Raw genomic sequence first — 26205 nt, 5'->3', positions numbered from 1 at the left:
GAATGATGGGACCACCCGGATTTGAACCGGAGTCTCAGGCTCCCAAAGCCCAAAGGATCGACCAAGCTACCCTATGGTCCCATTTGAATATTTTAAGCCAATATTAATCGGCTTAGAGCCCCGGGAGGGAATTGAACCCCCGACCACGAGATTACAAGTCTCGCGCTCCACCAGACTGAGCTACCGAGGCAATTATTTTAGTTATTTGGCATATGACCTTAAATACTTTTGGGTTATATGCATTTTTTTCCAATTTTTTATGCATGACAAAGGAGGGAATACCTCGCACCCAATGCAAAATCTAAAATTGGACTCAAAATCCTCAAGTACATCAAAATTCTTACTTCAAAGTTCATTAATAATTAATAAAACTGAACCTAATTCAATATTAAATTAAATTAATGAATTACCAAACCTCTCGGTTTTAACCGTAAGATTATCTTACTTGATTCATTATATTATTTAAATCTATCCATTATTTTCATAAAATTGTGAGTTTAATTATGATTTGGGTTAAGAATTAGGGTGTGCATCACCTTGAAGCAACTTCCCTTAAAACCTCAACAACAGGAAGTTTTTCACCTGCAAGAAGGTTTATTGATGCCCCACCACCACTGCTGATGTGACTTATACCTGAAAGTCCCATCTGGTTTGCTGCAGCTGCGAGGTGACCTCCACCAATTATTGAGAAACCTGGAGAGGACGCTATTGCGTTGAGGAGATCCTCAGTCCCAATGTTGAAGTCCTCCATCTCAAAAACACCTGCAGGTCCGTTTGCAAATAGGGTTTCAGCTGATCTTATGATCTCAGCGTACTGTTTTATGGTTTCAGTTCCAATATCATAGATTGGTTCGTTTGGAAGTTGTGAAACATCACATTCAACCCTCTTTTCATCGATGAACAGTGCCAGATCAACAGGTATCTTTATTTTACCATCGAACTTCTTCAGTAGCTCTTCGGCCTTCTTAACGTAATCCCAGTATCCCTTTTTCTTTACGAATTCACTGTTGTAACTGCCGATATCTATGCCTGCACCAAGCAGGAATATGTTTGCAACCAGGCCAGTTGTGAGAACGTAGTCTGCACTTCCATTTTCAAGTGTGTTCTCCATCACCATTATGGAGTCATCAACCTTCACGCCACCCAGCACATAAACACAGGGCTTCTTAACATTATTCACTGCATTGTATAGGGCTTTGAGTTCTTTCTCCATAACCCTTCCTGCACCTGAAGGTACCTTGAATGCAAAACCAACTAATGAAGCCTGAGACCTGTGTGCTGCTGCGAATGCATCGTTGATAAAGTAATCTACAAGTGGTGCCAGCTTCTGCACCATGTGGGTTTCTGCCTGGAGTTCAGGTTCCCTCTTCAGGATTTCTTCAGAATAAAACCTGACGTTCTCCAGTAGAATAACATCACCCTTCTGCATCAGAGATATTGCATTCCTTGCGTTGCTTCCAAAAATGTCATCAACGTAACGAACCTCGTGATTCAAAATATTTGAAAGTGCCTCTGCATGCTGTTCCAGTGTTGTAAAATCCTTCTTACCAGGTCTGCTCTGATGGGCCAGCACCACTGTCTTTGCACCCTTATCAGAAAGTTCCTTTATGGTTCCAGCATGGAGTTTTATCCGTGTATCATCCAGTAAAAGCCCTGTGTTCGGGTCAACTGGAGAATTTATATCAACCCTTACCAGGACTGTTTTATCTTCAATTTCAAAGTCATCAATTGTGTAGAAGTCAAGAGACATTCCTTTCACCGTTTTTTCGTGTTAAAATTAATTCATTAAAGATCTGAATTTATAATCAGGTTTGTAGTTAGTTTAGATTGAATAATCAAATATAATATTGTTTTTTAAAATCCTTGATAAAATCGCTGCTCATCTCGTACTCTGGAATCGTTCATCCCATCCCGTTGATGTGAGCTTCAGATATATTAACCCTTCATTAACCCTGAAAAAATAGGGAAAATCCCTAAATTTCAGATCCAAGATCATATCTTACTCACAAGGTCCAGAAGTGCGGCTTTAGGATCGTCTGCAAGTATTATTCCAGATGCAAGGAGAACGCCCTCTGCTCCAAGATCAAGGGCTGCTCGCATATCTTCTCCAGCCGATATCCCTGCACCGCAGAGTACCTTAACATCAGGGTTTATCTGGTGTATAACATCCACTGTTCCTTCCACAACTTCAGGTTCTGCCTTTGAAACTGGTATCCCTGATCCTATGAGTTCAGGTGGTTCAATTGCAACGAAGTTTGGTTTGAGGGTTGCTGCAGCTGCACTGGTTTCAACGTTGTTGGTGCAGACAACACTAACCATATCATTGGCTTTGACCTTCTTAACCACAGCATCAATATCTGCAAGTTTCATTCTCTGTTCTGAGTGATTTATAAGGGTTCCTGATGCTCCTGCTTCCATCATAGATTCCATGAGTATGCTTCCGGTGTGTCCGCCAGCATCAACAGGATCCACGTGCTGTGCAAATACTGGTATTTCAACTTCCTTTGCTATCTGCCACACATCAGCATGCTGTGGCGATACAACAACGTTGATACCTGTTTCTTCTGCAACTTCTCCTGAAATTTTTGCAAGTTCCAGGGCTCTTTTCCCTGTGGATTCAAGGTAGGTCTTAAAATTCAGAATTACAATTGGAGTTCTGGTGATTTGCTTCATGATTCTTCCCCAAAATAGTGTATATATTCTGTATCTCTTTTTATAACCCAAACATAAAAGTATTTTGGTGGTCCTTTTAAAGGGTGGACTAAAGAGATAATCCAAAGACCTCATCAAACTAAGAATTTAAGGAGGTCCTGCTGAAGAATTGAAACTTATATCAAATATGAACTGGTTTAATGGATCCGATATCTTGTTAATTTCAAAAGTTGTTAATTTCAAAAAATTAAAAGTTTCATCACTTGATCAATGGTTAAAATAAAGCAACAAATAACTAAAAAAAGTAGTTCTGGAATTACTTTAGTTCTGGAATTGCTTTTGATTGAATATTCTTCTTTTTGAATGATTTAAAATTTAAAAACAGCTAAAAAATAGGTTAAAAAAAGAGTTTTATAAAAAAATATCTAAAAATGCTAAAAATGGTTCAACAGTGAAGATTCCCCTGAATTGAGGATTTCAACTGTTGATCCAGATTTACATCATATTTCAGCAATCAATTACTGAAAACACGTTTTAGTTTCTAAAGAGAGGTACTAGAAGTTTTTTCTTAATTCGAACATTCCTGGTTTTGAGGATGTTGCCCAGTACCTCATTCTGTATCCGTTAGCCTTGTAGTTATAGTCAACCCAGTTACCGTTCTGGTACAGCTGAACAGATCTGTGCCTTGGGGACATACTTGTTCTGTACTGTATGATCCTGGCTTTAACTCCAGCTTTGGTTAACTTTCCCATTAGATAGTCACTGTTGGCCCAGCAGTCACCTACACCTTTACCATATGAGTACCTGTAGGTTGATGCTGCTTTAACCTTTTTGTAGGTTTTTTTGTAGGTTTTGGTCTTTTTGTAAGACTTTTTGTAAGCCTTGACCTTTTTGTAAGACTTGTAAGACTTCCATTTTTTGTAAGTCTTGACCTTCTTGTAACTTTTCTTGTAAGTTTTGACTTTCTTTGTCTTTTTGTAGGCTGCATTAACTAAAACGTTTCCACTATTCTGGTTTGCACTTAAAATAGATTTATCCTGTACGCTTAACGCACCTTGGCTCTGATCTACTGTTCCCATTGATCCTGGGATGATGCATATAGCAAAAGCTAATGCGCAAATAAGTGCCCCAATATGTAGTCGCTTAATTGTATCGCCTCCGCGCCCTAAAAACCAAATAGTTAGGACTAGAATTCTGTAACCTTTACACAGTATATAAATTTTTTTATTTAATTCTCCAAAAAAGACAGCCATAACGTCTCTTTTTAGATTTAAAACGTTTTATGGAGTTATTGAAATGATGAATTTCAGAGGAGGCATCTCCCTTGATATTTTTGACAAATCAACCCATCTAAAACCTTTTTCATCATAATGAGCGTTATCCAATTAGGGAATGTGCGGAGGTGTATAATGGAAATTATTGTATGTGTTGTTTCAGTATCTTTATGAAAGAGTAGTGTGTTTTGAAGGAGATTAAAACAAAATAAAGAGTTAAAAATTTATTTAAACCCTTTTTAAGGATTTAAATCATTCTTCAGTTTTCACGTGAAAACATATCCTGAAACAACTTTATAGGGCTTATTTTTCATTCGTTTAATTTAGAACTTTTAAGATTTCATTCAAAAATAAGTTACCCCACCAAAATATGAAACTTGGAATGAACACCCATGAAAAATGTTGTTAAGGATCAAAAACAGCTTAATCATGAGAACGCTTAAATCGTTAGAAGTCTTTTTTATGTAATTACCTTATGTAATTGCTTTTTAGAAAAGTAATTGCTCCTTGAAAATCTTTAGAAAATAGTCATCTGAAACATCTGTGAAATTATTAATAAAAAAAGTGTTGAACAACAGCCGCTTGAGAGCTGTTGAACTTATTCATACAAGTTTAGGATGCTACAACTGTCAATCCAGGTTTGCTTGAAGTTGCCCTGAACATGCTGTTGTATCCGTAGCTTGAGTATGGAACATCCACCCAACTACCACTCTGGTAGATCTGAACTGATCTGTGTCGTGATGAGTAAGCTGTACTGTACTGTACTATCCTTGCTTTTATACCAGCTGCTTTGAGCTTGCTGTAAAGATAAGCACTCATCGCCCAACAGTCTCCACTTCCAATACTTTGCATTGCAGCTGCTGTATGTGCTGAGCTGCTGTAGCCGTACCTTGCACCACTTTTAAGGATCTGGGCTGTGGTTGAAGAGGAACTGATACTATAGGTTGTAGTAGATGTTTTAGTTACAGATGCTGCTTTAGCTGTTTTGTAGTAGACCTTTTTGTAGGTCACAACCTTCTTGTACTTGTAGTACTTCTTGTACTTGTAGTACTTTTTATGGTTCTTATAGTAAGCTACTTTCTTGTAGTAAGCCACCTTCTTGTAGGTCACAACTTTCTTGTAGTAATACGAAGCTGCACTGGCTTCTGCAACACTTCCACTGTTTCCATTTGAATTTAAACTAACTTTTTCTTGTACGCTTAGCGTACCCTGGCTCTGATCTCCTGCTCCCATTGATCCCGGGATAATGCAGATAGCAATAGCTACCGCAAAGAGAAGTGCGCCAACATTAAGTCGCCTAATTATACCGCCTCCGAACCTATAATGCTCTGATTATAGGAATCTTTTTGGATAACATTAGGTCAACCCCATACACATATAAAGGTTTTGATTTAATTTCCAAAAAAAGGCCATTATAGAGCCCCTTTTTAGATTTAAAACGCTTTAAATGGATATTTAAATGAAGGATTTGGAAGAAGGTCATTTTATTGACACTTTTAAGAAACAACCATAGTTTTAGGACTGTTTCAAAAAAATAAGCCCATTCAATATGTTTTTGTTTGCAGTTACCCCACCGTAATCAACTGAAAAATAATATTTAAACCCCGTTGACTTTAAAAAGTTTTTTTAAGAGCTTTTTTGATTGAAAAATGGATTTATAAATAAACAGATAAAAAATAACTTCTTTGAGAAGTTTTTTAAAATTTGAACTGAATTCTGGATATAACGAACAAAATACTTCTTTGTTGAAGATGTTCATGGTTTGGAAGTTATTGCTAAGGATCGTGAAAGAGAAATTGGTTATGAACTCTTCAATGATCATCAACCATGCAGGTAGAAAAAAAGCTTATTAAACCTTATTAAAATTTTATTAAAAATATTTCATTAAAAATTCTGAAAAGGAATGAAACATGAACCATTCAAACAATTAAAATAGAAAAAGTGGGGGAACAGATCCCTCTGCCCTCCCAAGTAGGTTTATATTCGTATATGTCCCTGAATTTCAATGTTTTTCTCTGTTACCCTATTGTAACGATACATTGAGGTATGCTTCATATGATACCCTTTGAGTTCGAGTTTTCACTTGTAAAGCACTTAATTTGTACTTACCACAAACATTCCAGGTTTCGAAGATGTTGCATAGTATACCTTTTTGTAACCATTGGCTTTGTAGTTGTAGTCAACCCATTTACCGTTCTTGTACAGCTGAATAGACCTGTGCCTTGAGGACAGACTTGTTCTGTACTGTATGATCCTGGCTTTAACATGGGCCTTGGTTAATTGACTCATTAGAACTGCACTGTTAGTCCAGCAGTCACCTACACCCTTACCTGAAGATGAGTAGGAGTACCTGTAAACTGATGCTGCTTTCACTGTTCTGTAGACCTTTTTGTAGTAGGTAACTTTCTTGTACTTGTAGTGTTTTTTATGGTGCTTGTAGTAAGCCACCTTCTTGTAGTAGGTAACTTTCTTGTAGTAGTAAGAAGCTGCACTGGCTTCTGCAACACTTCCACTATTTCCATTTGAATTTAAACTTACTTTGTTTTGTACGCTTAGCGTACCTTGGCTCTGATCTCCTGCTCCCATTGATCCTGGGATAATGCAGATAGCAATAGCTACCGCAAAGAGAAGTGCGCCAACATGTAGTCGCCTAATTATACCGCCTCCATACCCGTAATACTTTGATTACGAGAATCTTTGGATACAATTGGATCATCGCGAAGCATATATAAAGGTTTTGATTTAATTTCCAAAAAAAGGCATCCAGCGTGCTCTTTTTTAGATTTAAAACGCTTTATGAGGTTATTGAAATAGATGATTTTGGATAAGGACTATGCATTGTTGTTTCTAATAAATCAGCTCATTTTAAAGCCCATTCCCCAAAAATACCCCTATTCGATCCTTTTGTAGAGAGGTAAATGCATTCCGATTGAACCATGATTTATGAAATTCCTTTTTTTGAATAAATACCTTGTTTTCAGGGATTAAATAATCATATAACCCTTTAAAATAGAGATAAGCCCAAATTAGATTATTCTAAAAGGATTTAATATAAAATTTAGCAATCTTAATAAAAAGCCTTGAAACTGCAAAAATTGTAGTAAAATTTAGAGGAATTCAATTAAAACTTTCCATCACCAACCAGTATTCAAAGTATAAATTTTGGAGTGATGAATCATCATTATAAATGTGAACTATGGCACGAAGATATATAGATTCCATGAAAAATGGTGATTGTTACTGAATTTTCTAAGGGGTTTTTAGTGGTTTTTATATTACTTCATATAGACTTGATATTAAATTTTATATGGATTTCTATTGAAAACTTGACGGTGGGATCTTTTGATCCACTACCCATGAAGACATTATATATTATACAACAACTCAGCAAACACAAGAACTCAACAACAACTCATTATAAATATAATACAATCCAATTTTAATGAAACGTAATCTATGTTAAAAGAGCTATTTTGAAAGTAGATTTTAAGATTATAAATTGAGTATAAATTGAATGATAACCATGCTGCTTAAAGATGAAGATAAAAGGGACCTTGAAAAGAAGGGTTACAGGTTTGCAGGCAAACACCGCCATGCAGCTGCAAAGGTCTGTCACTGGACCCGTAAAAGTCTGGTTGATGAAGGCGTATGTTACAAAGAAAGGTTTTACGGTATTGAAAGCCACCGATGTCTCCAGATGTCTCCAAGCATTCCTTTCTGCCACCATAAATGTATGTTCTGCTGGAGGGATGTTTCCATAACCAAGACCGAATGGGTTGAGGAGTACGATGAACCAAAAGAGATCATAGAAGACTGCATAGAAAACCAACGAAATCTTCTATGTGGTTTCTTTGGAAACCCCAATGTCAACATGAAAAAAATTAAAGAAGCCCAGGACCCCCGAAATGCTGCAATATCCCTTGCAGGAGAACCCATGTTGTACCCTGAGATAGGTGGACTTCTTGAAGAGTTTAAAAGGAGGGATTTTACAACCTTCCTTGTGACCAATGGAATGACACCTTCAAAGCTGGAAGCACTTGAAACAGAACCAACCCAACTTTATGTATCCCTGGATGCACCAAATGAAAATTATTACAAGGACCTGTGCAAGCCACAGATAGATAATGGTTGGAAGCTTCTGAACCAATCCCTTGACCTTCTATCAAGCTTCAATTGCAGAACTGTTCTCAGAACAACCTGTGTCAAGGGTTACAACATGATCAAACCTGAAGGTTATGCAGAGCTAATCAAGAGGAGTGATCCTGATTTTGTTGAGATAAAAGCTTACATGTACGTTGGAAATTCCAGAAAACGCCTTGAACTAGACAATATGCCGCCTTTCAGTGAAGTTAAGGAGTTTGCAGAGTCTGTTGCGAAGCTTTGTGGCCGTGAAGTTGTTGATGAAGCCTATGAAAGTCGTGTTGTACTTTTATCATAGGCACCATGATCTCAATTTAGGGATCCATTTTAACCATTCTTAACCCACTTTCACTGTTCTTAACCCACTTTTTCAAAATTTTTTTTATTTTTTATTAAAAATTTTTTTTAAAATAATCTAATCCAAGTTTTTAAAGTATTAAAAAGGATTTTAGAAATTTATACACTCCACAAAATTTAATTAAGATGTTAATCATAGGTATACGAAAATATGAAAGGAGTGTTAACATGAAAAAACTACTGGTTGGATTGATTTTAATACTCGTATCTTTAAGTCCCATATACGCTACTTCTGGATTTGCAGTGACCTACGGTGAGGCAACCTACTCAAACCAAGCCTGGAAGAATTCAGTTACAACTTACTTCCAGTCCCATACAGATAAAAACCTCACTGATGCATCTTCAAAGGTTATCACTGCCTCTGAGGTGAATGCAGTGTCCAAGGGAGTTACAGGAAAAACCTACAGCTCGAGTCAGATATACTCCTGTGCAATGGTGGATCTCAGCTACTCCAATGGAATCAAGATCGTAGTTGATAAGAGTAAGATAACCACGGTGACCCCTAAGATGTACGCCAACGCACTTAAATCAACGGGAATAGAAAATGGTTACGTTGTTGTAACTTCACCAGTCAGTGCTTCAGGTGAATCAGCACTTGCAGGCGTCCTCAAATCCTATGAAATTGCAGTTGGAACTTCAATACCGGAACAGGCAAAAAAGGCAGCTACTGAAGAACTTTACACTGAAACACAGATAGCCAACCAAACAGGACAGAGTGGAGATAACATTGCAACCCTCTTCGATAAGGTGAAGACCGAAGCACAGAAACAGAACACCCAAAATGCTACTCAGATCAAGATCATAGTCGTGAACATTGCAAACAACATGAACATCAACCTAACGGATAGTCAGGCCCAGCAAATTGCAGATGCAGTTGCAGGTTCCCTACAGGCCCAATCAAGCCTTACAGATTTTAAGAATCAACTTCAAAGTGTTACAGACCAAGCAAGCCAAGCGAGTGGAATATTGAGTCAGATATGGAACTATCTCCAGGGACTGTACGACTACCTATCAGGGGTTATCTCAGGTCAAAGCCTGTGATCACTGAATCTCCTTTTTTTTAAATATTTCTTTCTAAATATTTTCCAGCAATTAGTAGATACTGGAAATCACAAAGAATTGAGGTTATGCTGAAAAGAATGTGAATTGAATGAACTATGTTAATAAATGAACAGAATAAATCAATCATTTTAATTCATGAAAAAATTATAGATACTATGTCCTCACAAGGATAATTTAAAACTGTGAAACTAGTAATTATAATATCAGTAACGCATTAAAAAAATCAAAAAATGATCCTTTATTTAAAACCTTTAGTTTAAAATATCATATTTTAATAGCGATTTATAGTGATAAACATGCTCATAGCTCAAAACCATCTTCAGTTCATACTGGAAGTTGCAATAATGATTCACGTGGGAGTATTACTCTTTTTCAATGTAATAACCATTCCATTGAGTATGGTTTTATTCCTCTCTCTCTTACTAACTGCCCTATTGGCGCTGGTATTCGGAGTGGATACAATCTGCCTGTTCTTACCCTTTCTCTCGCATCATGAATTCACCCACCCCTTCGGACCACTGGCTGTCTTTGGATGGGTAACACTTGCTGCATCTGCAAGTCTCCTGAGTGAAGTGGACATTAAATCATCATCCATTAAAGCAATTTCCTACATCCTTTTCTTTGTCATAGCCATTGCAGGAGGTCTCATGCACAGATCATTTCTGCTGCTTTGGTTCCTCGGATGGATCATTGGAACCATCATAATGTCCAAAAGTTTCAAAAGAACCTCTCAAATCACACCAAAAAGAGTTATAGCAGTTTTAATTGCGGCAATTGGAAGCTTTGGAGTGCTTGAAATCCTTTCTAGGATATTCAACAAAGCTGTGTTAAGCCCGCTCCTGAGAATTTCACGTATCGAAGATAATGCAATGCCCAGTCTCAGCATGGTGGTTCACAACACGACCTTCTGGGGACACGTGCAGGGATCCTGTTACTGGGGAGCCAACTGCCTCGGAGGATCCGATGGTTATGTATCCCTTCCAATGAACCTAATAAACTTCTTTACATTGCCATTTCCACTCTTCTTTGGAGTGCTGGTTACAAAAAAGGACGTAATAGACTACATGCTCCCTGGAATATTTGGAATAGCATTCGACTTTGGATACGGAAGTTTGATGCTCTTCATGGGCTGGTGTCTCCTTGTGATGTTCACAGGATTCTACATACTCAGAAAATATAGAACCACACGTAAAAATGGTAGCAGAAGATACCTTGGCCGTGAAGCACTCTTAATAGGTGCCCTCACAGCATTCATATGCCAGACACTCATAGGACTGTTCCTCTTCAACAGAACCATCAATGGAGCTGCAATGATAACCTACATGCTGCTTTCAGCACTGGTCATGGCCCATATTGTCAACGTTAAAACCAGAGTCTGATTTAATTAAATCAAATCTTTTTTTAAATCTTTTTTCGAACTTTTAAAAAGGAATTTTTTTGTATAGTTAATTAAGAAAAAAGTGTTTAAAGGGGGATCTAAGAACCTATTTCAAAACATTGATACATACTTCTTAGGCTTAATCCTAATGATCAGGTGAACTCCTTAATATAAGCAGTAGTAGCTTATAAAATTGTGCAAAGTCATTGCAAAACTATATGAAATATTGGAGTTATTTTAAAATAAATGCAAGAAAAGATTTGGGCTAAAATGGAAGGGACGGTTGAAGTTAAAAATGAACTTAAGTTCAGGTCATTGACCTGCAGATTTCAACCGCCTTTCTTGCTGCTTCTTCCATGGACGTTTCAAATGAGAGGCCTGCTTCAGCAAGTATTTTCTGACCTTCCTCTTCATTTGTACCGGTCAAACGTATAACGATTGGAACTTTACGGCTCGAAGAGTTCATAACATCAAGAACACCCCTTGCAACATCATCAGCCCTTGTTATACCTCCAAGAACATTTAAAAAGACTACTTTGACGTTTTCATCCGAAATAACTATGTTCAATGCCTTTGCGATACTTTCCTCAGATGCACCACCACCTATATCCAGGAATGTGGCAGGTTTACCTCCGTAAAGGTGTAACATGTCCATTCCACTGAGTGTAAGACCTGCACCATTTCCAATAACTGCAATATTCCCCTTGAGTTTAACGTAGGCAAATTCAGGTTTGTGCACATGTTCAAGTTCTGCAAGCCGTTTTTGCCTGTAGAATGCATCATCATCCACTTCAAATTTAGCATCAGCTGCAAAAAGTTCTTTCCCGGTAAATACAAGGGGGTTTATCTCAGCTATTGTTAAATCGTAGTCATGGAATGCCTGGAAAAGTTTCCATATTATGGAACCAACCTGGGATATCAGATTGCTTGGAACACCCATTTTAATGGCAACTTCCCTTGCCTGGTAGGGTAAAAACTCTTCAAGAGGATTTAAAGGGTATCTTATGATTTTTTCAGGGTTTTTCTTGGCAACTTCCTCGATATCCATACCTCCCTGAAGACTTGCCAGTACCAGGGGTTTTTTGGTTGACCTATCCAGAACAACACTGACATAGAATTCTGATTGGATGTTGAGCTTTTCTTCAACAAGGACTATATCTACAGGTTCTCCATTCACCTCAGACCCGAGAAGGCTTTTTGCTACAGTGTAAGTTTCAGAGGGTGTTTCTGCAAATTTTATTCCACCAGCTTTACCCCTACCACCTACAAGCACCTGAGATTTGATTGCAACAGGTTTTCCTATTTTTTCAGCGGCTTTTTGTGCTTCTTCGGGGTTTTCTGCAACGATACTCTTAGGAACAGGAATTCCCTCCACCTGGAATATTTTTTTAGCTATGTACTCGTGAATCTTCAAGTTAATCCTCCTCCCCAACTAGCGTTGTTCCTGCATCAAATGCAGCAAGGTTCTTATCCTCAGTACCTGGTGGAACACTTTCTGCCACTGCCTGTCGGGCTGCTTCTTCAGATATGACCTTTGTTATCCGTGCTATTGCACCTATCATCACTATGTTTGCAACGATCTTCAATCCAACAACTTCCTCAGCTGTTCTGGTTACAGGTGCTTTGTGGAACGTTATGTTGTGCTCCTCAACGAATGGCAGAACTTCTTCCTCAATTATCATGTCGGGATCTACTATCAACGTGCCACCATCCTTTAGATCATCAAGGTAAGTCATCAATGCCTCATGGGACAGTGCAACAAAGATATCTGGCTTTTGGACCTTTGGATAGTCTATATCTTCATCACTTACTACAACTTCAGTTCTTGAAGCTCCACCCCTGGCCTCAGGACCATAAGATTGAGTTTGAACCGCATTTATTCCATCGTAAAGAGCTGCAGCTTTCCCTATAACTATCCCTGTAAGTATTATGCCTTGACCTCCAAAACCAGCTATTCTTATGTCTTTACGCATCTTCTAGTCCTCCTTGTAAGCTGACTTAACGGATTTGGGAGTTCCACTTTGACATTTATTTGCAATGAGCTTGCAGAGTTTTTCTGAAAATTCAGGTTCTGTTTTATCCTGAAGTTCCCCTATAACAATTTTTCCTTCAAGTTCTTCTTCAGAAAGTTCTTCTGCTTGCTTTTTAAATATGCTGGCTTCCTTCATCCAGTTCAGCATATCAATGGGTGAACGCATCTTATTTTTACGTCCGAAGTAAGTTGGACATTGTGACATTGCTTCAACAAATGAGAATCCCTTATTTTGTAAACCTTTTTTTATGGAGTAGGAAAGCATTGAAGGATTTGCTGTTGTCCACCGTGCAACGTAGGTTGCACCAGCTGCTTTCACGAGTCCTGAAAGGTCAAATGGCCTTTCAATTGCCCCATATGGTGCAGTACTTCCGTAACTTCCCCTGGGACTTGTTGGACTTATCTGCCCACCAGTCATACCGTATATGCTGTTGTTTATACAGATAACGGTCAGATCTATGTTCCTCCTTGCACCGTGTATTAAATGGTTTCCACCTATTGCTGCTGCATCACCATCTCCTGTGAACACAACAACATCCAAATCAGGATTTGCAAGTTTCAGTCCGGTTGCAAATGATATTGGTCTTCCATGGGTTGTGTGGAGTGAATCACACTTCACATATCCTGGTATTCGTGATGAACACCCTATACCTGAAACTAGCACGAGATTTTCAAAATCAATTTCTGCAAGTTCCATGGCGTTGAAGAATGCGTTCATGACGATACCATTTCCGCATCCAGGACAGAAGATGTTTGGAAGTCGTTCCTTCCGGAGGTACTTCATAAAACGGCTTTCCTTCTTTTCATCCATCTTATCTCATCTCCATATAATATATTATCATTATCCTTAACTCCATCATCCTTAAATTTGTTCTTAAATTAATATTTTTAAGTTATTCTCCAAATTCAGTCTTCAAAATGCTTGTAAGATTAGATTTGAATATTTAAGGAGGATGTTCTTAGATCAGATCTATTTAAATTAAGTTTCAATCAGATTTTATTTCTTCAAGTATCTCCTCAGGTAAATGCATCTCTCCACCGATCTTTGGGAGGAGTTCAACTTCTTTATCCCTGAGAACTCTCTGAACCTCGTTAAATACCTGTCCAAGGTTCATCTCTACAACCAGAACCCTTTTGGCGTTGCGGGTTGCGTTGATCAGTTTTTCTTCGGGAAATGGCCAGACAGTTTCAAGCTTCACAAAGCCTGCTTTTATACCCTTTTCCCTTGCATTTTTAACTGCTGTAAGAGCTGATCTTGACGGTGCACCGTAGGATACAACCACAACATCTGCGTCATCTGTGAAATCAGTTTTTACACGGGTTATTTCATCCCTGTTTTTCAGGATCTTATCACAAAGTCTTCTAACCAGTTTTGAATGGGATTCCGGGTTTGATGTATCTGGATATCCCCTTTCATCATGGGTCAGTCCTGTGATGTGTACCTTGTATCCGTCACCGAAGGCCGGCATTTTTGATGTTCCAGTAGGATCCGCCTTGTAGGGCAGGAAATCTTCAGGGGATTCTTCAGGCATTTGCCTTGGTGTGATGTCAACGTGTTCGGGTATGGTGATCTTCTCCCTCATGTGGCCCACGATCTCATCGCCCATGACCATGACTGGTACACGGTACTTCTCAGCCAGGTTGAATGCTTCCACTGTGAAATCGAAACATTCCTGAACAGATGATGGAGAAAGGGTTATCACTTCATAGTCTCCATGGGATCCCCAGCGTGCCTGCATCATGTCGCCCTGGGCAGCCCTTGTTGGCTGGCCTGTGGATGGTGATCCACGCTGCATGTTCACGATTACAAGGGGAGTTTCTGTCATGACGGAATATCCCAAATGTTCCATCATAAGTGAAAATCCCGGACCTGATGTTGCAGTCATCGCCTTCATTCCACCCCAGACAGCACCAATAACAGCTCCTAAGGCAGATATTTCATCTTCCATCTGTATGAATGAACCTCCCTCCCTTGGGAGGAAAATTGCCATGTCTTCGGCTATTTCAGTGGATGGAGTGATTGGGTATCCTGCGAAAAACCTGCAGCCCGCCTTAATGGCACCCCTGGCACAGGCCTCATTTCCCTGTATAAAGAATTGATCAGTCTTCATCCTTTTCACCCACCCTTATTGCTTGATCTGGACACATTAAAGTGCAAGTACCGCATCTGGTGCATCTTTCCCCATGTGCAGGTATTGGCAGACGCACACCCTTTTTATTGGGTGTTTTTGACTGTTCGTAAACCTTTTTGGGACAGAACTCAGTGCAGATATTGCATCCTTTACATAAATTCTCATTAACGGTTATCATATTCATTCCCTAATTTGTGGTAATTAAATAGAAATTTATCAATATTGATGTATAGCCCTAATAATATAAAAATTAATGCAGAATCAGTAGAATTCAATCTATACGATCCAAGCAATATGAATAAGTGAATTAAAATTAGTATCCTTGAAATTCTAATATAAAATTGGATCTGATATGGATGATATTACCAACTTTGGATTTTATCAGCAACTTTTAGTTACCTATTAAAAATTCAGAACATTTAAAGACTTTTTTTAAATATTATTGAATGAATTTATTGTTTAGCGACTGACCTTTTTTCTTATGCCTGCGCCGAGCATTCCACCAATTGAGCCAACAATGAAAAAGGCCATAAAGTAGGGGATTGCAAGTATTAAAGTTCCACTTAGTATTACTTCAAATGATGTTCCAGCATTGCTACCTCCAAATAAGAATATAAGTATTATAATACTTATAAATCCCGCCATACCTGCTGGAAATCCTCCATTTACAAGCCCATCCATGTAACTTTTACCCACTATACAACCTGCGACAAATCCACCAATTAATGGACCTATAACAAATAAATCACCCAAATATCTTTCACCAAAACTACCTATTACAATCGCAACCACAAATGCAATAACAATTGCCACCCATCTCAAATCAGTTCTATATTCCATTAAATAATTAACATATAATCTCCACGAAAGTGCAACAGCCGCCACCAAAAAGCATCCCGCAAAAATGGACATAACTATGAAAAGCTCAACATATCCAAAAAAATTTGTTACAGAGTCAGGTTCAAAAACAAGCTGATTAAGGACTGCCCAAGGCACACTTCCACCATAAATTGCACATATCATGAAAAAACATATTGCAGGCACAGTAAACAAAATCCTAAAAATAACTTGCTTTTCTGTCACAATGGGCTTCTTTAGTTCAAAACCACGACCCTGACAAACTTCATTTAAGCCATCAGCTTCCTCCAAGTCCTGAACGTAACTTAAATGTCCACCACATTCGCATTTATCACTGAAATCTTCAGGAGACTCACCAGGCTGGAGCTCATAATAACCCTCACAACGATCACAAACGAGATAAGACATAAATGAATTTATTATTTTATTAAATAAATAGGTACCTAATATACGGATTTAAATCATTTACAATGGCGGATCTAAAAAATTTCGAGGATTATCTGGACTAAATATCTTAAAAATCATGCCAAAACCGAATATAACGGCTAGAATCATGGAAAAAGAGGTTATTGTAGTTGCAATGTAATTATCAGTTGGAAGTGGCATAGTACCTAATCCCCAAGCTTCCACAAAAAATAAAACTGCTACTAAAAAGTAGAGTAATCGCCTGGAACTTATGTTTAATATTAATTCTTGGCTTTTAACACGGATTAAAGCAAAAACCATACTGACTGCTAAACCAATAATTCCTAAAGTAAGTATTTGACTTGTATTGTACACAAAACTTGTGATACATGCTAAACTTACAAGTATTAATGCTGCGGGGGGGCGCAGATATTCTGTTGGTCGACTTGTTTTTTTCCTTTCTACAATTTTTTCATCTGGAAAATCAGGCATAGCAATATATTCAAAATTCCCACCACATTCACATTTATCAGGAAAATCTTCTACGGACTCATCTTTATGCACTTCATAGTATGCTCCACATTTGTTACAAACAAGATAACCATCAACTAATGGTTTTAAAAATTGTATTTGGTCAACTATTTTGTTTAATTCAGAGTTAAGGTAGTTTTCTCCATAAATTGTTTTGTCTGCAGACATTAAACCCTTATGAACCGCTCTGGAAATTTCTAAACACGTTTTCTTCCCATTTAAATATATTCCAATTTTATACTTATACTCAATTGGAAGACGCTTATAAGCTAATGAATCACCAAAACGTGTCTTAACATAAACTCCATCTATTTGAGTTCCCTCATCTAAACTGTAACCTCTCTTCTTAAATATGAAATAAATGTAATTGGATAACTTTTCAACCGACATGGAATCAAAATCAAATAAATAACTATCTCCAGTCCACTCAAAGGGCACCCGCATTAATTGCAAAACTTCATCAGGATCCAAACCTTTACGTCTAGATTCACTCCTTATCTTAACTTCCACACCAGAAACCAATCCAAAGACCTCTCAACAGTTAATAAATTATTTTTTTATAATTCTTTTTAGGAATTAGAAAATAAAATCTTAAGTTCATGTATTATTTTTGAATTGTTTCTCCCATATGGTTCTTTTTTTGATGAATATTGTGAGAGTGTCTTTTTATTAATTCCACCTCAATTAAGGCAGTGATGGACTAATAATTATCCCGGTATCTGCATTATAATACCGGGGCCGTTTATTTGCTGTGTTATTTTAGGATTACCTATGTAATAGATGTCTCCGGGACCATTAATAATAGCATTTAAAAGATCTGATACGCGAATGGTAGCATCTCCTGATCCATCAACAGAAATAGTAGCTGTTTTGCTAATCAAGTTAGTTGCGTTATACGCTCCATGAATACTTGCTTTTTGATTAGTGGCTTTTCCAGAGATATAAATTCCCCTACCACTAATAAAAAGGTTGTTAGCTGTCAAATCAGTTATATTACAAGAGGATGCGTTAATTGTTAAATCGTTTGTCGTTACGTTCGTAACATAAAATCCCTCGCCACTGAGAGTGAGGTTGCTAACATTTATATTAGTTATGTTACAAGCCCCATTGTTAATTTTAATGGCCAAATTGTTAAGTTTTAGGTTACTGGACTGCATATTTCCAGGCCCAGGTCCCATCAATTCAATGGAATTTATATCCTTTACTGTTACATAATATGTGACCGGAGTAGTGGAGTTCAAATATAACTGATTGTTGATTACTCCTGTTTTTACATTTGATATTTCATTTCTTCCAGCTTCAAACGCAAGAGATTCCTTATCACCTTGAGTTACTATAAGATGATTGGGAGCCGTCCCACTTACTACAATATGATCAAACTCACTAAGATTTCCTGTTTCATTAATATAACCATAACTTCCAGTTCCAATACATCCAGAAACAAATATAACTACTAAAATCAGGATGGATATTACAATATAATTTTTCATTTCTTATGCCATCTTTATTTTTTATAATTTTGAATTGTCAGGCTGTTTTTTCTGAATAAATTTTGATAGTGCCGTTAACTCCAGCTTGTGAAATTACAAGACATTTAATCGAAGAACCGTCTAAATATAAAGTGCCTGTTTTATTTTTATCATTTTTATCTAAGGAAAGCACTTTGTAGTAAATTAAACTGTTATCCTGATAAATTAAATTTTCATTTGTTACATTAACATTATATCCTTCGATAGTAAGTCCACTATTACCTGCAATTGGTTGTGTCCACGATAAATTATATTCCATTCTAATTTTTGATGTTCCTGAAGGTATTGCAGTAATAACAGTACCATTAACGGGATTTATATCACCTACATTATAAGTTCCAATCAATGTACTATTTGTAACAACTGCTTTTTGTGTTGATGTAAAGCCCACCAAACAAATAACCAAAATTAAAACCCCAATAAACGCCAAATTCCACTTATTATTTAACAAAGACTTCAACTTATCCTTAAAGTTCTGTTTTTCAGAAATTGTATCCTCTGCCGAGTTATCATTTAAATCCTGAACAAATTTTAGCTTTCCACCACACTCACACGTATCACTGAAATCCTCAGGAGACTCCCCTGACTGTAACTGGTAGTATCCTCCACATTTCTCACAGACTAAGTATCCCTGATCTTCAGATAGATAGAATAATGCTACGGATCTGTAAATGTAAATCTCTATGTAAGGAACTACGATTAATATGATAAATAAAGCGCCTATAATTTTAAGAGAGATTAAATCGAAAATACTTACAATTAAAGCCCCGATGATTGATACAACTAAACAGATTATTATATTGATTATATACAATTTTACAAGATTAAACCAGCCAATATTAGAGATCTTCTTGAATATTTCATGGACTTCAAATGCTGCCCCAAGATCATCATAAAATGCCATATTCGCCAATGCCATTAAAAATACCGGAAAAATTGCAATCAAATAAAAAATTACAACTAAAATTAAGATTCCAAGAAGTATTACAACATTATGCCCTATAATACCCGCAGTTAAACCTAAAAATAATCCGCCAACTACTACAATCAAGATAAGGGGAAGTATATAACCAATAGAAACCACGAAGACTTTAATACCATCTACAAACAAGTCAAAGCCATTGTTAAAGTTTGGGAGTTCTTCAAAACCAGCTAAAGAATATTTAAAAATTCTGATCTCATACCCATACACAAATAACCCGAATATTAATCCAAAAAGACATGAAATAGGTAATAAGATCAGAGTAATACCTTCAGATTGGAGAACACCCATAGATTCAAAAATATAATTTAAACTACTCATCATTACAATGATTCCAAACATCAAAAGCTTCTTCCAATCTGAAAACGGATATTTAATGGAATTTTTTACTATTTCCCCAATCTTCATGAGTATTACACCTGTAAACAATTAAAATCAATATTATATTAACATAACAAAATAATATTTAATACTTTCTATTTTAGTCATACATAACCTGGTGAAAGCATCCATAGAACTATTTTCAGGATATTCTTTAAAAATAAGAGGATATTATTAATTCTTTAAAAATAATTTCTTTATTAATCAAGTTTAAAAAGATTTAAAATCCAATAGAAATCTTTAGATGTTTAATTCAAATAATCACCAAAGCTTTTAAAAAAAGAGAAGTAATTAGCATGTATAAACCTTCATTTCAATATTAAAAAAAGTGAGGATAAAATTCCGAATTGAGAAGTTCAAAATAAGATTCAATGAAAAAATCAAAAAATAGTTTCATGGAATAATCTCAAGGTAATGAGCTTCATTGGCACCAGCATTGAACTCTATACTCTTAACTCCATCCATTATATCCTCAAATATCTGCCATAACGTATCATCATCTGCATAAACACAAAAAACATTCCTATCTTTGATCGTAACATTCTCAACACCGTCATAATCCTTTTTAAGGTCATGGTATATTTCATCAGCGGTGTAATCCTTATCGGTTCCAGCTTCTTTGTTAGTATTGGTATCCTCCATTTAATCATCCTCCCATAAAAATTGACAACTATCAATTCTTTTTAATAAACTCTCTTTATATTGATTTACAATTCAATAATTTTAAAAAGTAGTATGTGATGAATTAGAGATCAAAATTCCCCTTGTTTCAAACTTCTCCAATATTTTCAACGTACATGAGAGGGTAGTTAAGTTCTTCAACGTACTTCAGCCTGACAACCACCTCTTTGTTACCGTAAACCGCCCAAACCCGGACATCCAGCATCTCACCGGTCAGGGATATGTAGTCGTATTCATTTTCAACTGCGTGGAGCGTGTCTCTGTTTATGGTAACCTCTAACCGGTTTATACATGGTTGGAGTTCCATTGCATCCTTTATGGATCTTTCAAGGGAACTGGCACTTCGGATACTAACAGGGGTCCCCACGAACTGATGGAACAACGCCCCCATAGTTATTGCACCCTCAAATATTGCCCGCTCCCGCTCTGAAATGTTACTGAAATACTTGGAATCCACATCTATCTCATCCACAGCTTCTGTATTCAAATTTGTATCCAATTTCCTTGAGTTTTCTTTCATTCAAACACCTATGATATTAATAGAAAAAAGGGGATGTGAATTTTCTGTTGCATCCCCCAAAAAACCAAATCCAAAAATCTAAGCACCCAAGAGACCGTTCATCCAGGATAATCCCGATCCAACAGCATCTGGAAGGGGTTGGTAGAAATATCCTAGAACAAGGAGCAAGGTGAACAGGACTGTTGCTGCAAATATCAAAATTTTATCTCCTTTAACAGGGTACAGATAGCTCAGTATTGTTCCGACTGCAAAAAAACCAGCCATTATGAGGAATGCATATTCAGGGTTGTCCGGAGGTTTTGTCTCGGTTTTCTGTATTGGATATATCTTACCCTGTTTTGCCTCTATTATCATCCTTTGAGCTGATGATCCCAGGGGATAACATGTTATTAAGAACAGTACTTTTCCCTGTTTCACGGATAGTCGGTAGGAAGCTGGAACTATCGTTGAGTTGATAACCGTGTACTCCACGTTGCCTATCCCTGGCCATTCAAGGGTTATGTTGTCCCCAGCCTTAAGCTCGTTGAGCCTGAGAAATGGTGAACCATGGAGGGTTCTGTGGCCAAAAAGAACAACCGTGCCCTCTCCAGGTTTTGAAGATGCAGGTTCATGGTAAACACCGTAGTTTACTGATTTATTGTTTATGGGTTGATCAACACCTATCTCAGATATTTTCAGGTAGGGTGTGTCTGAGAGGTTACGGGTTACCTCCTGAGCTGAGGCATAGTAGTTCACCTCCACGATGCAGTAGAGTGAAATTATGAAAAGTCCCATCACAACGAAGATTGTTGAAATTTTCATGGTTAATAATTATGAAAGTCCTATTTAAGAAACCTTTGATTCATTTTAAAAAAAATAAACAACACGTCAAAATTTTTCACAAGGATCAATCCAGAATTCGGGAGTTAATTTCAATTTCAGTCAAGAGTTAGTTCAAAACAGAAATATAACTTATTAAAGGGATATAAGCTAAAAACCTATTAAAATAGGAGTTTATAATAATTAGATGCCTTAATTCAAAAAAGAGTGTTAAAAAAATATTATTAACTGACTGTTAATGTTAACAGCCAGTTTAAACAGCCTATCAGTTGTAGATCGCTTTAAGCTCAGTGATCATCCATGTTGGTGCTGCTTGAGTTGGAACTGTCAGGATTATACTGTCCATGTTCTGTATCAAGAACGGAGCTTTGTCCCTTGGAACCTCGAGGAGTAACATGTACTGAGCATCAAGTTCTCCTGTATTGGACAACATCTCATAGTCAGATAACCTCCAACCATAGGAATTTAACAGGGAAGTTATTTGATTCTGATTCCATGTTCTGGATGCTGCAGCCTTTAGGAGTTCTTGTACATTTGTTACTTGAACAGATTTGGAGTTTGAATATCCTGCGCCTGCTGACTCTCCATAAGATGCATTTCCTGATGCTGCAGCAGCTGCAGCTGCAGTCACCTGTGCCTGTGTCAGGTTAGCATCAATGGTTCCCGTACTACTCGACCTCAGAATTGCCAGAACTGTTGCTCCACTGATTTCAGGGCTGGTACTTGTACTCGTGTTGGTCTCATTTCCACCACTTGAAGCATTGGTTCTGAGGTAGACATCAACTGTGTTTCCCACAGTGACAAGGCCTCCTGCAGCCTGAAGTCTGGAAACGAGTATTGGAACTGCAATTGTATCTGGTGTTTCAATATCCATGTTGGACAAAACAGCTGCATCTGCTTCATTAACAACCTCTTGGGCAGCAGTAGTGTTCATCATACGATCCTTCACACCATCAGAAGTTTGATCTGTCGAGGTATTTGTAGCGGTATACGTTATCATAACCCTGTTGTAGGCATCCTTCTTATTGTTGATCTGCTGGTTTTGATACGTTCTCCAGGACGTTGTTGCAGGTCCAAGGACATCCACTGCCAGTACCTGATCCGGAGTAACACTGCTATCGATTTCAGCCAAAAGTATCTGTTTCTTTGGATCAGATGCTAAACCTCCTTTGAAGTAGGAGTTAACCTCGTTGTACTTCTCCATTTTAGCGCTGTTAAGCGTATCCTGGTAAGGTGCATAGAACATGAAGTAGTAAAGTACCACAGCAGCAACTATGAGTACAACACCAAAGACTGCTGCACCAACCAGGGTTTTCTGGTCATCATCTGGAACTTTCCTTCCAAATCCGCCACCTCCACCGAAACCTCCCAAACCTGAAGATTTCTTTTCAGGAGGTTTTAACCTAGGTTTAGAGTCCAGAGGCTTCTTTTTAGGTCGGGGCATGGGCCTTGGTATTTTTTTATCGTTGGAAGGTTTTTCACCCAGATCACTGGAGGAGTTACCTTTTTCATTGCTCCCTGATACCTTACCCATCATGTCCTTGAGTCGTCCCCCCATGTCAGACTCGGACTTTTTCCCATTTTTACGGAGATCAGGGGTGTCTTTTTTATCTTTATCCTTTTTTCCTAGTATTTTATCTAACATTTGGACCACTTCTACGAAGATTGGCGTATAAATCCATAACCGGCACTGCTAATAAATAGGTTACTGCAAGGACAAACAAAATCTTTGCAGGGAAATACGCAATTATGGAGAGAATGTTCTGGGGCAAACATGTTGAAACTATTAGGATACTACCTACTGCAACAACCAGCGCGCCCTTAAATTTTGGATACTCAACTGTACTTATCATGAACAAAGATACCACCATCATCATGACCAGTGCCAAGTCCATCTGAAATATTCCTGAGATATAAAATGATCCAAGAATCAATGCCGTCGATGGTATAGGTAGACCAACGAATTTATCCCCACTTGAATTTGCAGTTAAATCTGCAAGTACATTGAACCTTGCAAGTCTTAATATCCCACATATAACTATTAGGAGAGATACTAGTATATTAATGTATGGTATGGAATATGTTACGCATGCAGAATACAAAAGCATTCCAGGTGCAACACCAAAGGATATCACATCTGCCAGTGAGTCAATATTTTTTCCAAATCCAAACTCATCAACCCCTTTTGTGTGTCTGGCAACCCAACCATCTAACGAGTCAAATATCACCGCAATGAGCATAAACTTTGCTGCAAGAATCAGATTCCCTGACATGACCATTACAATGGATAAAAATCCAAAAGAAGCATTTCCTAGGGAAACAAAATCTGCATAAGAAATAAAATCCTTCATATTCATAATTAAACTCCTTTAAAATCCTTTTTATGATTCATGTCTTAGTTTAAGTAGTTTCAGGAGTTACTTTTTCTGGTTTTTGATTCAATTCCAGCATGACATTTTCGATGAGTTCCGCCATGATGGTTTCTCCAGCCTTGGGTCTGTGACCTTCAGAGACCTTGATATCAAATTTACCATAGGGCAATATGAGGTCCACCCTGGAACCAAATCTTATCATACCCAGCTTGTCCCCTATTTCAAGTTTATCGCCCAGTTGAACATATTGAACTATTCTTCGGGCTACAAAACCTGCTATCTGAATTACTCCCACCTTCCCATAATCTGAATCTATAACTATTAAGTTTTTTTCATTTTCCTTCTCAACGTTTTTCCATGCCATCCTAAATTTTCCAGGGCAGTACTTAGTCTTCACAACTTCGCCTGAAAGGGGTGTCCGCTGCACATGCACATCGAATGGGGACATGAATGTACTTATACGAACACCCATCTCTCCCTCCTCTAAAAGATGTTCCATAAGAGGATAGTCACGATCAACCCTTTCGATTTTATCTATACGACCGGTGAATATCCTTCCATCTGCAGGTGCAACAACAACTCCTTCAGCTGAAGGTATTTCCCTCCTCGGATCTCTGAAAAACTGCATTAAAAATGCTATAGCCGAAAACAAGATAAAAGTCACAATAACATAACCAAATAAGAAAGGTAAAACTGCTATTGTTAATAATATTCCCACTTTTTTATAGGTTCCTTCCACGAACATGGTGATCACTATCAATCAAAAAAAATGATTATTCAAACAATTGATTATTATTTAATATGTACTGTTGTACTGTAAATTGTACTTAGATTGTACTCATGTATAGGTATTACCCCTTCAGCAACTCACTCGATCCAGTTTTAATGAAGCTACTGAAGTTTTAGGTTTATGGATCATTATACTTGCATTTGCTTGTAACAAAATATTAAACAGTAGGTTATAGTGAATCGTTACTCAGAATATATAAAAGGTTTTAAACAAAAACAATCCCAAGTAACTATTTGAGACCGTTAGCATCTATTAATTTTACAATTTTGATATTCTATAGTTTTATATAATGTCACAACAGTTTATTTATAAACTAGATCAATTTTATGAATCAAATTCAATCATAGATTCATAAGGGTTCATTTTCTTATAAAATGATTTCTAAGGTCTTCATTGATCATATTGATATGTTGCCTTAGTTAAGAAATGATTTAGAAATGATTTATTTTTAAGTGAATGTTACTGAATAAATCAGAAAAATTGAATACAATTTGGGAATAAATTTAAATGAATAAATTTGTAAATGGAATCTTAACAAAAAATATTGGATAAACTTTACAGTGAATTATTGTGGAGATAATTCTAGAAATGATTTTAAAATGTACAAAAATCAACAGATACTTTTTAACATTCAATTGAGTCTATCCTAAAAATTATTGCACCATGAAGAAGGGGTATTGATGATAGAGAATAAGATTAAAACCTTGAGGAAAGCTGCTAAAGTTTCTACAATGAGGAATTCAGATAGAATATGGTGTGTAATCGCAGGAAACGAAGAAATGGTCAATAATGTTGCATATGCAGCTATAAAAGATAAAAATAGGGCTAAAATCCTCTGCAGAGAGCATATAACCACTAAAGAATCATTCGTAACAAAGAAATTTGATTTCATACTGATCTACGGAGATCTAGATAAAATAAGGGAACTAAGCTGGATATGTAAAGAAAATGGAGGGGCTTACATTAAAATAGCACCTTACTACGCTATAAATGAATCCAACCTCCTTTTAACAGTGGGGCCTGAAGACTCAGTTAAGAAGTTCATGGGAGACTGTGAAAAGAACAGGGTCAAACTTTCATTTTTACTCGAAGATCAAACAACAGGATTTATAGAAACTGATGTTTACCTAACCAACAAGTTACCTACTTTTATCAGAAACACAATTGATCCGCTGTTTAAAATAGCAGATGTTGCTCTTTCAACGGTTTTAGTATCAACAACTGAAGATTACATCAAAAAAATCAAAGAAATTGCGAAATTAAACAAAATATTTGTAATAGAATTCGACAAATTTTTAGAGGAGGACTGA

24 protein-coding genes and 2 tRNA genes are annotated in these 26205 nt (G+C 37.1%); 4 read left to right on the top strand and 22 right to left on the bottom strand.

From position 1 onward, the window contains the following. Nucleotides 1–6: 6 nt before the first annotated feature. The 7 genes from MCBB_RS01225 to MCBB_RS01195 form a co-directional block, all read right to left on the bottom strand. Nucleotides 7–81, bottom strand: a tRNA-Pro gene (locus tag MCBB_RS01225). A 35-nt stretch (nt 82–116) separates the two neighbouring features. Continuing rightward, a tRNA-Thr gene (locus MCBB_RS01220) sits at nt 117–190 on the bottom strand. Between the two features lie 342 nt (nt 191–532). Beyond that, a complete protein-coding gene (locus MCBB_RS01215; protein WP_071905905.1) occupies nt 533–1750 on the bottom strand; it encodes a phosphoglycerate kinase in 1218 nt (405 codons plus the stop codon). A gap of 242 nt (nt 1751–1992) precedes the next feature. Further along, nucleotides 1993–2673 (bottom strand): triose-phosphate isomerase, encoded by a 681-nt coding sequence (tpiA, locus tag MCBB_RS01210; RefSeq protein ID WP_071905904.1) that lies wholly within the window; start codon nt 2671–2673, stop codon nt 1993–1995. Between the two features lie 533 nt (nt 2674–3206). Further along, a complete protein-coding gene (locus MCBB_RS01205; RefSeq protein ID WP_071905903.1) occupies nt 3207–3731 on the bottom strand; it encodes a hypothetical protein in 525 nt (174 codons plus the stop codon). An 807-nt stretch (nt 3732–4538) separates the two neighbouring features. Continuing rightward, the gene (locus MCBB_RS01200; RefSeq protein ID WP_071905902.1) at nt 4539–5159 is read right to left on the bottom strand and encodes a transglutaminase domain-containing protein; all 621 of its coding nucleotides are present in this window, start codon (nt 5157–5159) and stop codon (nt 4539–4541) included. 861 nt (nt 5160–6020) lie between these two features. After that, nucleotides 6021–6512, bottom strand: a complete 492-nt coding sequence (locus MCBB_RS01195; protein WP_071905901.1) for a hypothetical protein — start codon at nt 6510–6512, stop codon at nt 6021–6023. Nucleotides 6513–7449: 937 nt separating this feature from the next. Between MCBB_RS01195 and twy1 the strand changes: the two genes are divergently transcribed. The 3 genes from twy1 (at nt 7450) to MCBB_RS01180 (ending at nt 10864) form a co-directional block, all read left to right on the top strand. Then, complete coding sequence (twy1, locus tag MCBB_RS01190; protein ID WP_071907943.1) at nt 7450–8364, top strand: 4-demethylwyosine synthase TYW1; 915 nt, start codon at nt 7450–7452, stop codon at nt 8362–8364. A gap of 227 nt (nt 8365–8591) precedes the next feature. After that, a complete protein-coding gene (locus MCBB_RS01185; RefSeq protein ID WP_071905900.1) occupies nt 8592–9464 on the top strand; it encodes a DUF1002 domain-containing protein in 873 nt (290 codons plus the stop codon). Nucleotides 9465–9781: 317 nt separating this feature from the next. Further along, nucleotides 9782–10864, top strand: a complete 1083-nt coding sequence (locus MCBB_RS01180; protein ID WP_071905899.1) for a hypothetical protein — start codon at nt 9782–9784, stop codon at nt 10862–10864. A gap of 306 nt (nt 10865–11170) precedes the next feature. On the opposite strand, the gene sucC is transcribed toward MCBB_RS01180, so the two are convergent. From sucC to MCBB_RS01105, 15 genes are all read right to left on the bottom strand, one after another. Continuing rightward, nucleotides 11171–12277, bottom strand: coding sequence for an ADP-forming succinate--CoA ligase subunit beta (sucC, locus tag MCBB_RS01175; RefSeq protein ID WP_071905898.1), 1107 nt, complete (start codon nt 12275–12277; stop codon nt 11171–11173). A 1-nt stretch (nt 12278) separates the two neighbouring features. Next, a complete protein-coding gene (locus MCBB_RS01170; protein WP_071905897.1) occupies nt 12279–12836 on the bottom strand; it encodes a 2-oxoacid:ferredoxin oxidoreductase subunit gamma in 558 nt (185 codons plus the stop codon). Nucleotides 12837–12839: 3 nt separating this feature from the next. Continuing rightward, nucleotides 12840–13706: a 2-oxoacid:ferredoxin oxidoreductase subunit beta gene (locus tag MCBB_RS01165; protein WP_071905896.1), complete on the bottom strand. Its 867-nt coding sequence runs from the start codon at nt 13704–13706 to the stop codon at nt 12840–12842. 175 nt (nt 13707–13881) lie between these two features. Continuing rightward, complete coding sequence (locus tag MCBB_RS01160; protein WP_071905895.1) at nt 13882–15006, bottom strand: 2-oxoacid:acceptor oxidoreductase subunit alpha; 1125 nt, start codon at nt 15004–15006, stop codon at nt 13882–13884. After that, the gene (locus MCBB_RS01155; protein WP_071905894.1) at nt 14996–15205 is read right to left on the bottom strand and encodes a 4Fe-4S dicluster domain-containing protein; all 210 of its coding nucleotides are present in this window, start codon (nt 15203–15205) and stop codon (nt 14996–14998) included. Before MCBB_RS01155 ends, MCBB_RS01160 begins: the two co-directional genes overlap by 11 nt. Before the next feature lie 281 nt (nt 15206–15486). Next, nucleotides 15487–16293 carry a DUF5518 domain-containing protein gene (locus MCBB_RS01150; protein ID WP_071905893.1) on the bottom strand — a complete coding sequence of 269 codons (807 nt, stop codon included), beginning with the start codon at nt 16291–16293 and terminating at the stop codon, nt 15487–15489. 57 nt (nt 16294–16350) lie between these two features. After that, nucleotides 16351–17343 carry a hypothetical protein gene (locus MCBB_RS01145; protein WP_071905892.1) on the bottom strand — a complete coding sequence of 331 codons (993 nt, stop codon included), beginning with the start codon at nt 17341–17343 and terminating at the stop codon, nt 16351–16353. A gap of 185 nt (nt 17344–17528) precedes the next feature. Next, entirely contained in the window at nt 17529–18311 is a 783-nt protein-coding gene (locus tag MCBB_RS01140; protein WP_071905891.1) for a GIN domain-containing protein, read from the bottom strand. Nucleotides 18312–18348: 37 nt separating this feature from the next. Further along, nucleotides 18349–19740 carry a DUF4013 domain-containing protein gene (locus MCBB_RS01135; RefSeq protein ID WP_071905890.1) on the bottom strand — a complete coding sequence of 464 codons (1392 nt, stop codon included), beginning with the start codon at nt 19738–19740 and terminating at the stop codon, nt 18349–18351. Between the two features lie 366 nt (nt 19741–20106). Next, nucleotides 20107–20355: a hypothetical protein gene (locus MCBB_RS01130; RefSeq protein ID WP_071905889.1), complete on the bottom strand. Its 249-nt coding sequence runs from the start codon at nt 20353–20355 to the stop codon at nt 20107–20109. 127 nt (nt 20356–20482) lie between these two features. Beyond that, nucleotides 20483–20857: a dihydroneopterin aldolase family protein gene (locus MCBB_RS01125; RefSeq protein ID WP_071907942.1), complete on the bottom strand. Its 375-nt coding sequence runs from the start codon at nt 20855–20857 to the stop codon at nt 20483–20485. A 135-nt stretch (nt 20858–20992) separates the two neighbouring features. Then, nucleotides 20993–21715, bottom strand: coding sequence for a class E sortase (locus MCBB_RS01120; RefSeq protein ID WP_071905888.1), 723 nt, complete (start codon nt 21713–21715; stop codon nt 20993–20995). Between the two features lie 283 nt (nt 21716–21998). Continuing rightward, nucleotides 21999–23378 (bottom strand): DUF515 domain-containing protein, encoded by a 1380-nt coding sequence (locus MCBB_RS01115; RefSeq protein ID WP_071905887.1) that lies wholly within the window; start codon nt 23376–23378, stop codon nt 21999–22001. Then, nucleotides 23368–24084, bottom strand: coding sequence for an archaetidylserine synthase (locus MCBB_RS01110; protein ID WP_231916426.1), 717 nt, complete (start codon nt 24082–24084; stop codon nt 23368–23370). Before MCBB_RS01110 ends, MCBB_RS01115 begins: the two co-directional genes overlap by 11 nt. Nucleotides 24085–24133: 49 nt before the next feature. Further along, nucleotides 24134–24850, bottom strand: coding sequence for an archaetidylserine decarboxylase (locus MCBB_RS01105; RefSeq protein WP_071905885.1), 717 nt, complete (start codon nt 24848–24850; stop codon nt 24134–24136). 725 nt (nt 24851–25575) lie between these two features. Here MCBB_RS01105 and MCBB_RS01100 point away from each other — a divergent pair. Beyond that, complete coding sequence (locus tag MCBB_RS01100; protein ID WP_071905884.1) at nt 25576–26205, top strand: hypothetical protein; 630 nt, start codon at nt 25576–25578, stop codon at nt 26203–26205.

Origin of the sequence: Methanobacterium congolense (assembly GCF_900095295.1) — an archaeon.
GTDB lineage: Archaea > Methanobacteriota > Methanobacteria > Methanobacteriales > Methanobacteriaceae > Methanobacterium_C > Methanobacterium_C congolense.
This window is presented reverse-complemented; position numbering and strand designations above follow the sequence as displayed.

Coding starts and splice junctions, on each gene's coding strand:
- MCBB_RS01215 (WP_071905905.1), bottom strand. CDS start 1,750: ATGTCTCTTGACTTCTACACAATTGATGACTTTGAAATTGAAGATAAA.
- tpiA (WP_071905904.1), bottom strand. CDS start 2,673: ATGAAGCAAATCACCAGAACTCCAATTGTAATTCTGAATTTTAAGACC.
- MCBB_RS01205 (WP_071905903.1), bottom strand. CDS start 3,731: ATGGGAACAGTAGATCAGAGCCAAGGTGCGTTAAGCGTACAGGATAAA.
- MCBB_RS01200 (WP_071905902.1), bottom strand. CDS start 5,159: ATGGGAGCAGGAGATCAGAGCCAGGGTACGCTAAGCGTACAAGAAAAA.
- MCBB_RS01195 (WP_071905901.1), bottom strand. CDS start 6,512: ATGGGAGCAGGAGATCAGAGCCAAGGTACGCTAAGCGTACAAAACAAA.
- twy1 (WP_071907943.1), top strand. CDS start 7,450: ATGCTGCTTAAAGATGAAGATAAAAGGGACCTTGAAAAGAAGGGTTAC.
- MCBB_RS01185 (WP_071905900.1), top strand. CDS start 8,592: ATGAAAAAACTACTGGTTGGATTGATTTTAATACTCGTATCTTTAAGT.
- MCBB_RS01180 (WP_071905899.1), top strand. CDS start 9,782: ATGCTCATAGCTCAAAACCATCTTCAGTTCATACTGGAAGTTGCAATA.
- MCBB_RS01170 (WP_071905897.1), bottom strand. CDS start 12,836: ATGCGTAAAGACATAAGAATAGCTGGTTTTGGAGGTCAAGGCATAATA.
- MCBB_RS01165 (WP_071905896.1), bottom strand. CDS start 13,706: ATGGATGAAAAGAAGGAAAGCCGTTTTATGAAGTACCTCCGGAAGGAA.
- MCBB_RS01160 (WP_071905895.1), bottom strand. CDS start 15,006: ATGAAGACTGATCAATTCTTTATACAGGGAAATGAGGCCTGTGCCAGG.
- MCBB_RS01155 (WP_071905894.1), bottom strand. CDS start 15,205: ATGATAACCGTTAATGAGAATTTATGTAAAGGATGCAATATCTGCACT.
- MCBB_RS01150 (WP_071905893.1), bottom strand. CDS start 16,293: ATGTCTTATCTCGTTTGTGATCGTTGTGAGGGTTATTATGAGCTCCAG.
- MCBB_RS01140 (WP_071905891.1), bottom strand. CDS start 18,311: ATGAAAAATTATATTGTAATATCCATCCTGATTTTAGTAGTTATATTT.
- MCBB_RS01135 (WP_071905890.1), bottom strand. CDS start 19,740: ATGAAGATTGGGGAAATAGTAAAAAATTCCATTAAATATCCGTTTTCA.
- MCBB_RS01130 (WP_071905889.1), bottom strand. CDS start 20,355: ATGGAGGATACCAATACTAACAAAGAAGCTGGAACCGATAAGGATTAC.
- MCBB_RS01120 (WP_071905888.1), bottom strand. CDS start 21,715: ATGAAAATTTCAACAATCTTCGTTGTGATGGGACTTTTCATAATTTCA.
- MCBB_RS01115 (WP_071905887.1), bottom strand. CDS start 23,378: ATGTTAGATAAAATACTAGGAAAAAAGGATAAAGATAAAAAAGACACC.
- MCBB_RS01110 (WP_231916426.1), bottom strand. CDS start 24,084: ATGAAGGATTTTATTTCTTATGCAGATTTTGTTTCCCTAGGAAATGCT.
- MCBB_RS01105 (WP_071905885.1), bottom strand. CDS start 24,850: ATGTTCGTGGAAGGAACCTATAAAAAAGTGGGAATATTATTAACAATA.
- MCBB_RS01100 (WP_071905884.1), top strand. CDS start 25,576: ATGATAGAGAATAAGATTAAAACCTTGAGGAAAGCTGCTAAAGTTTCT.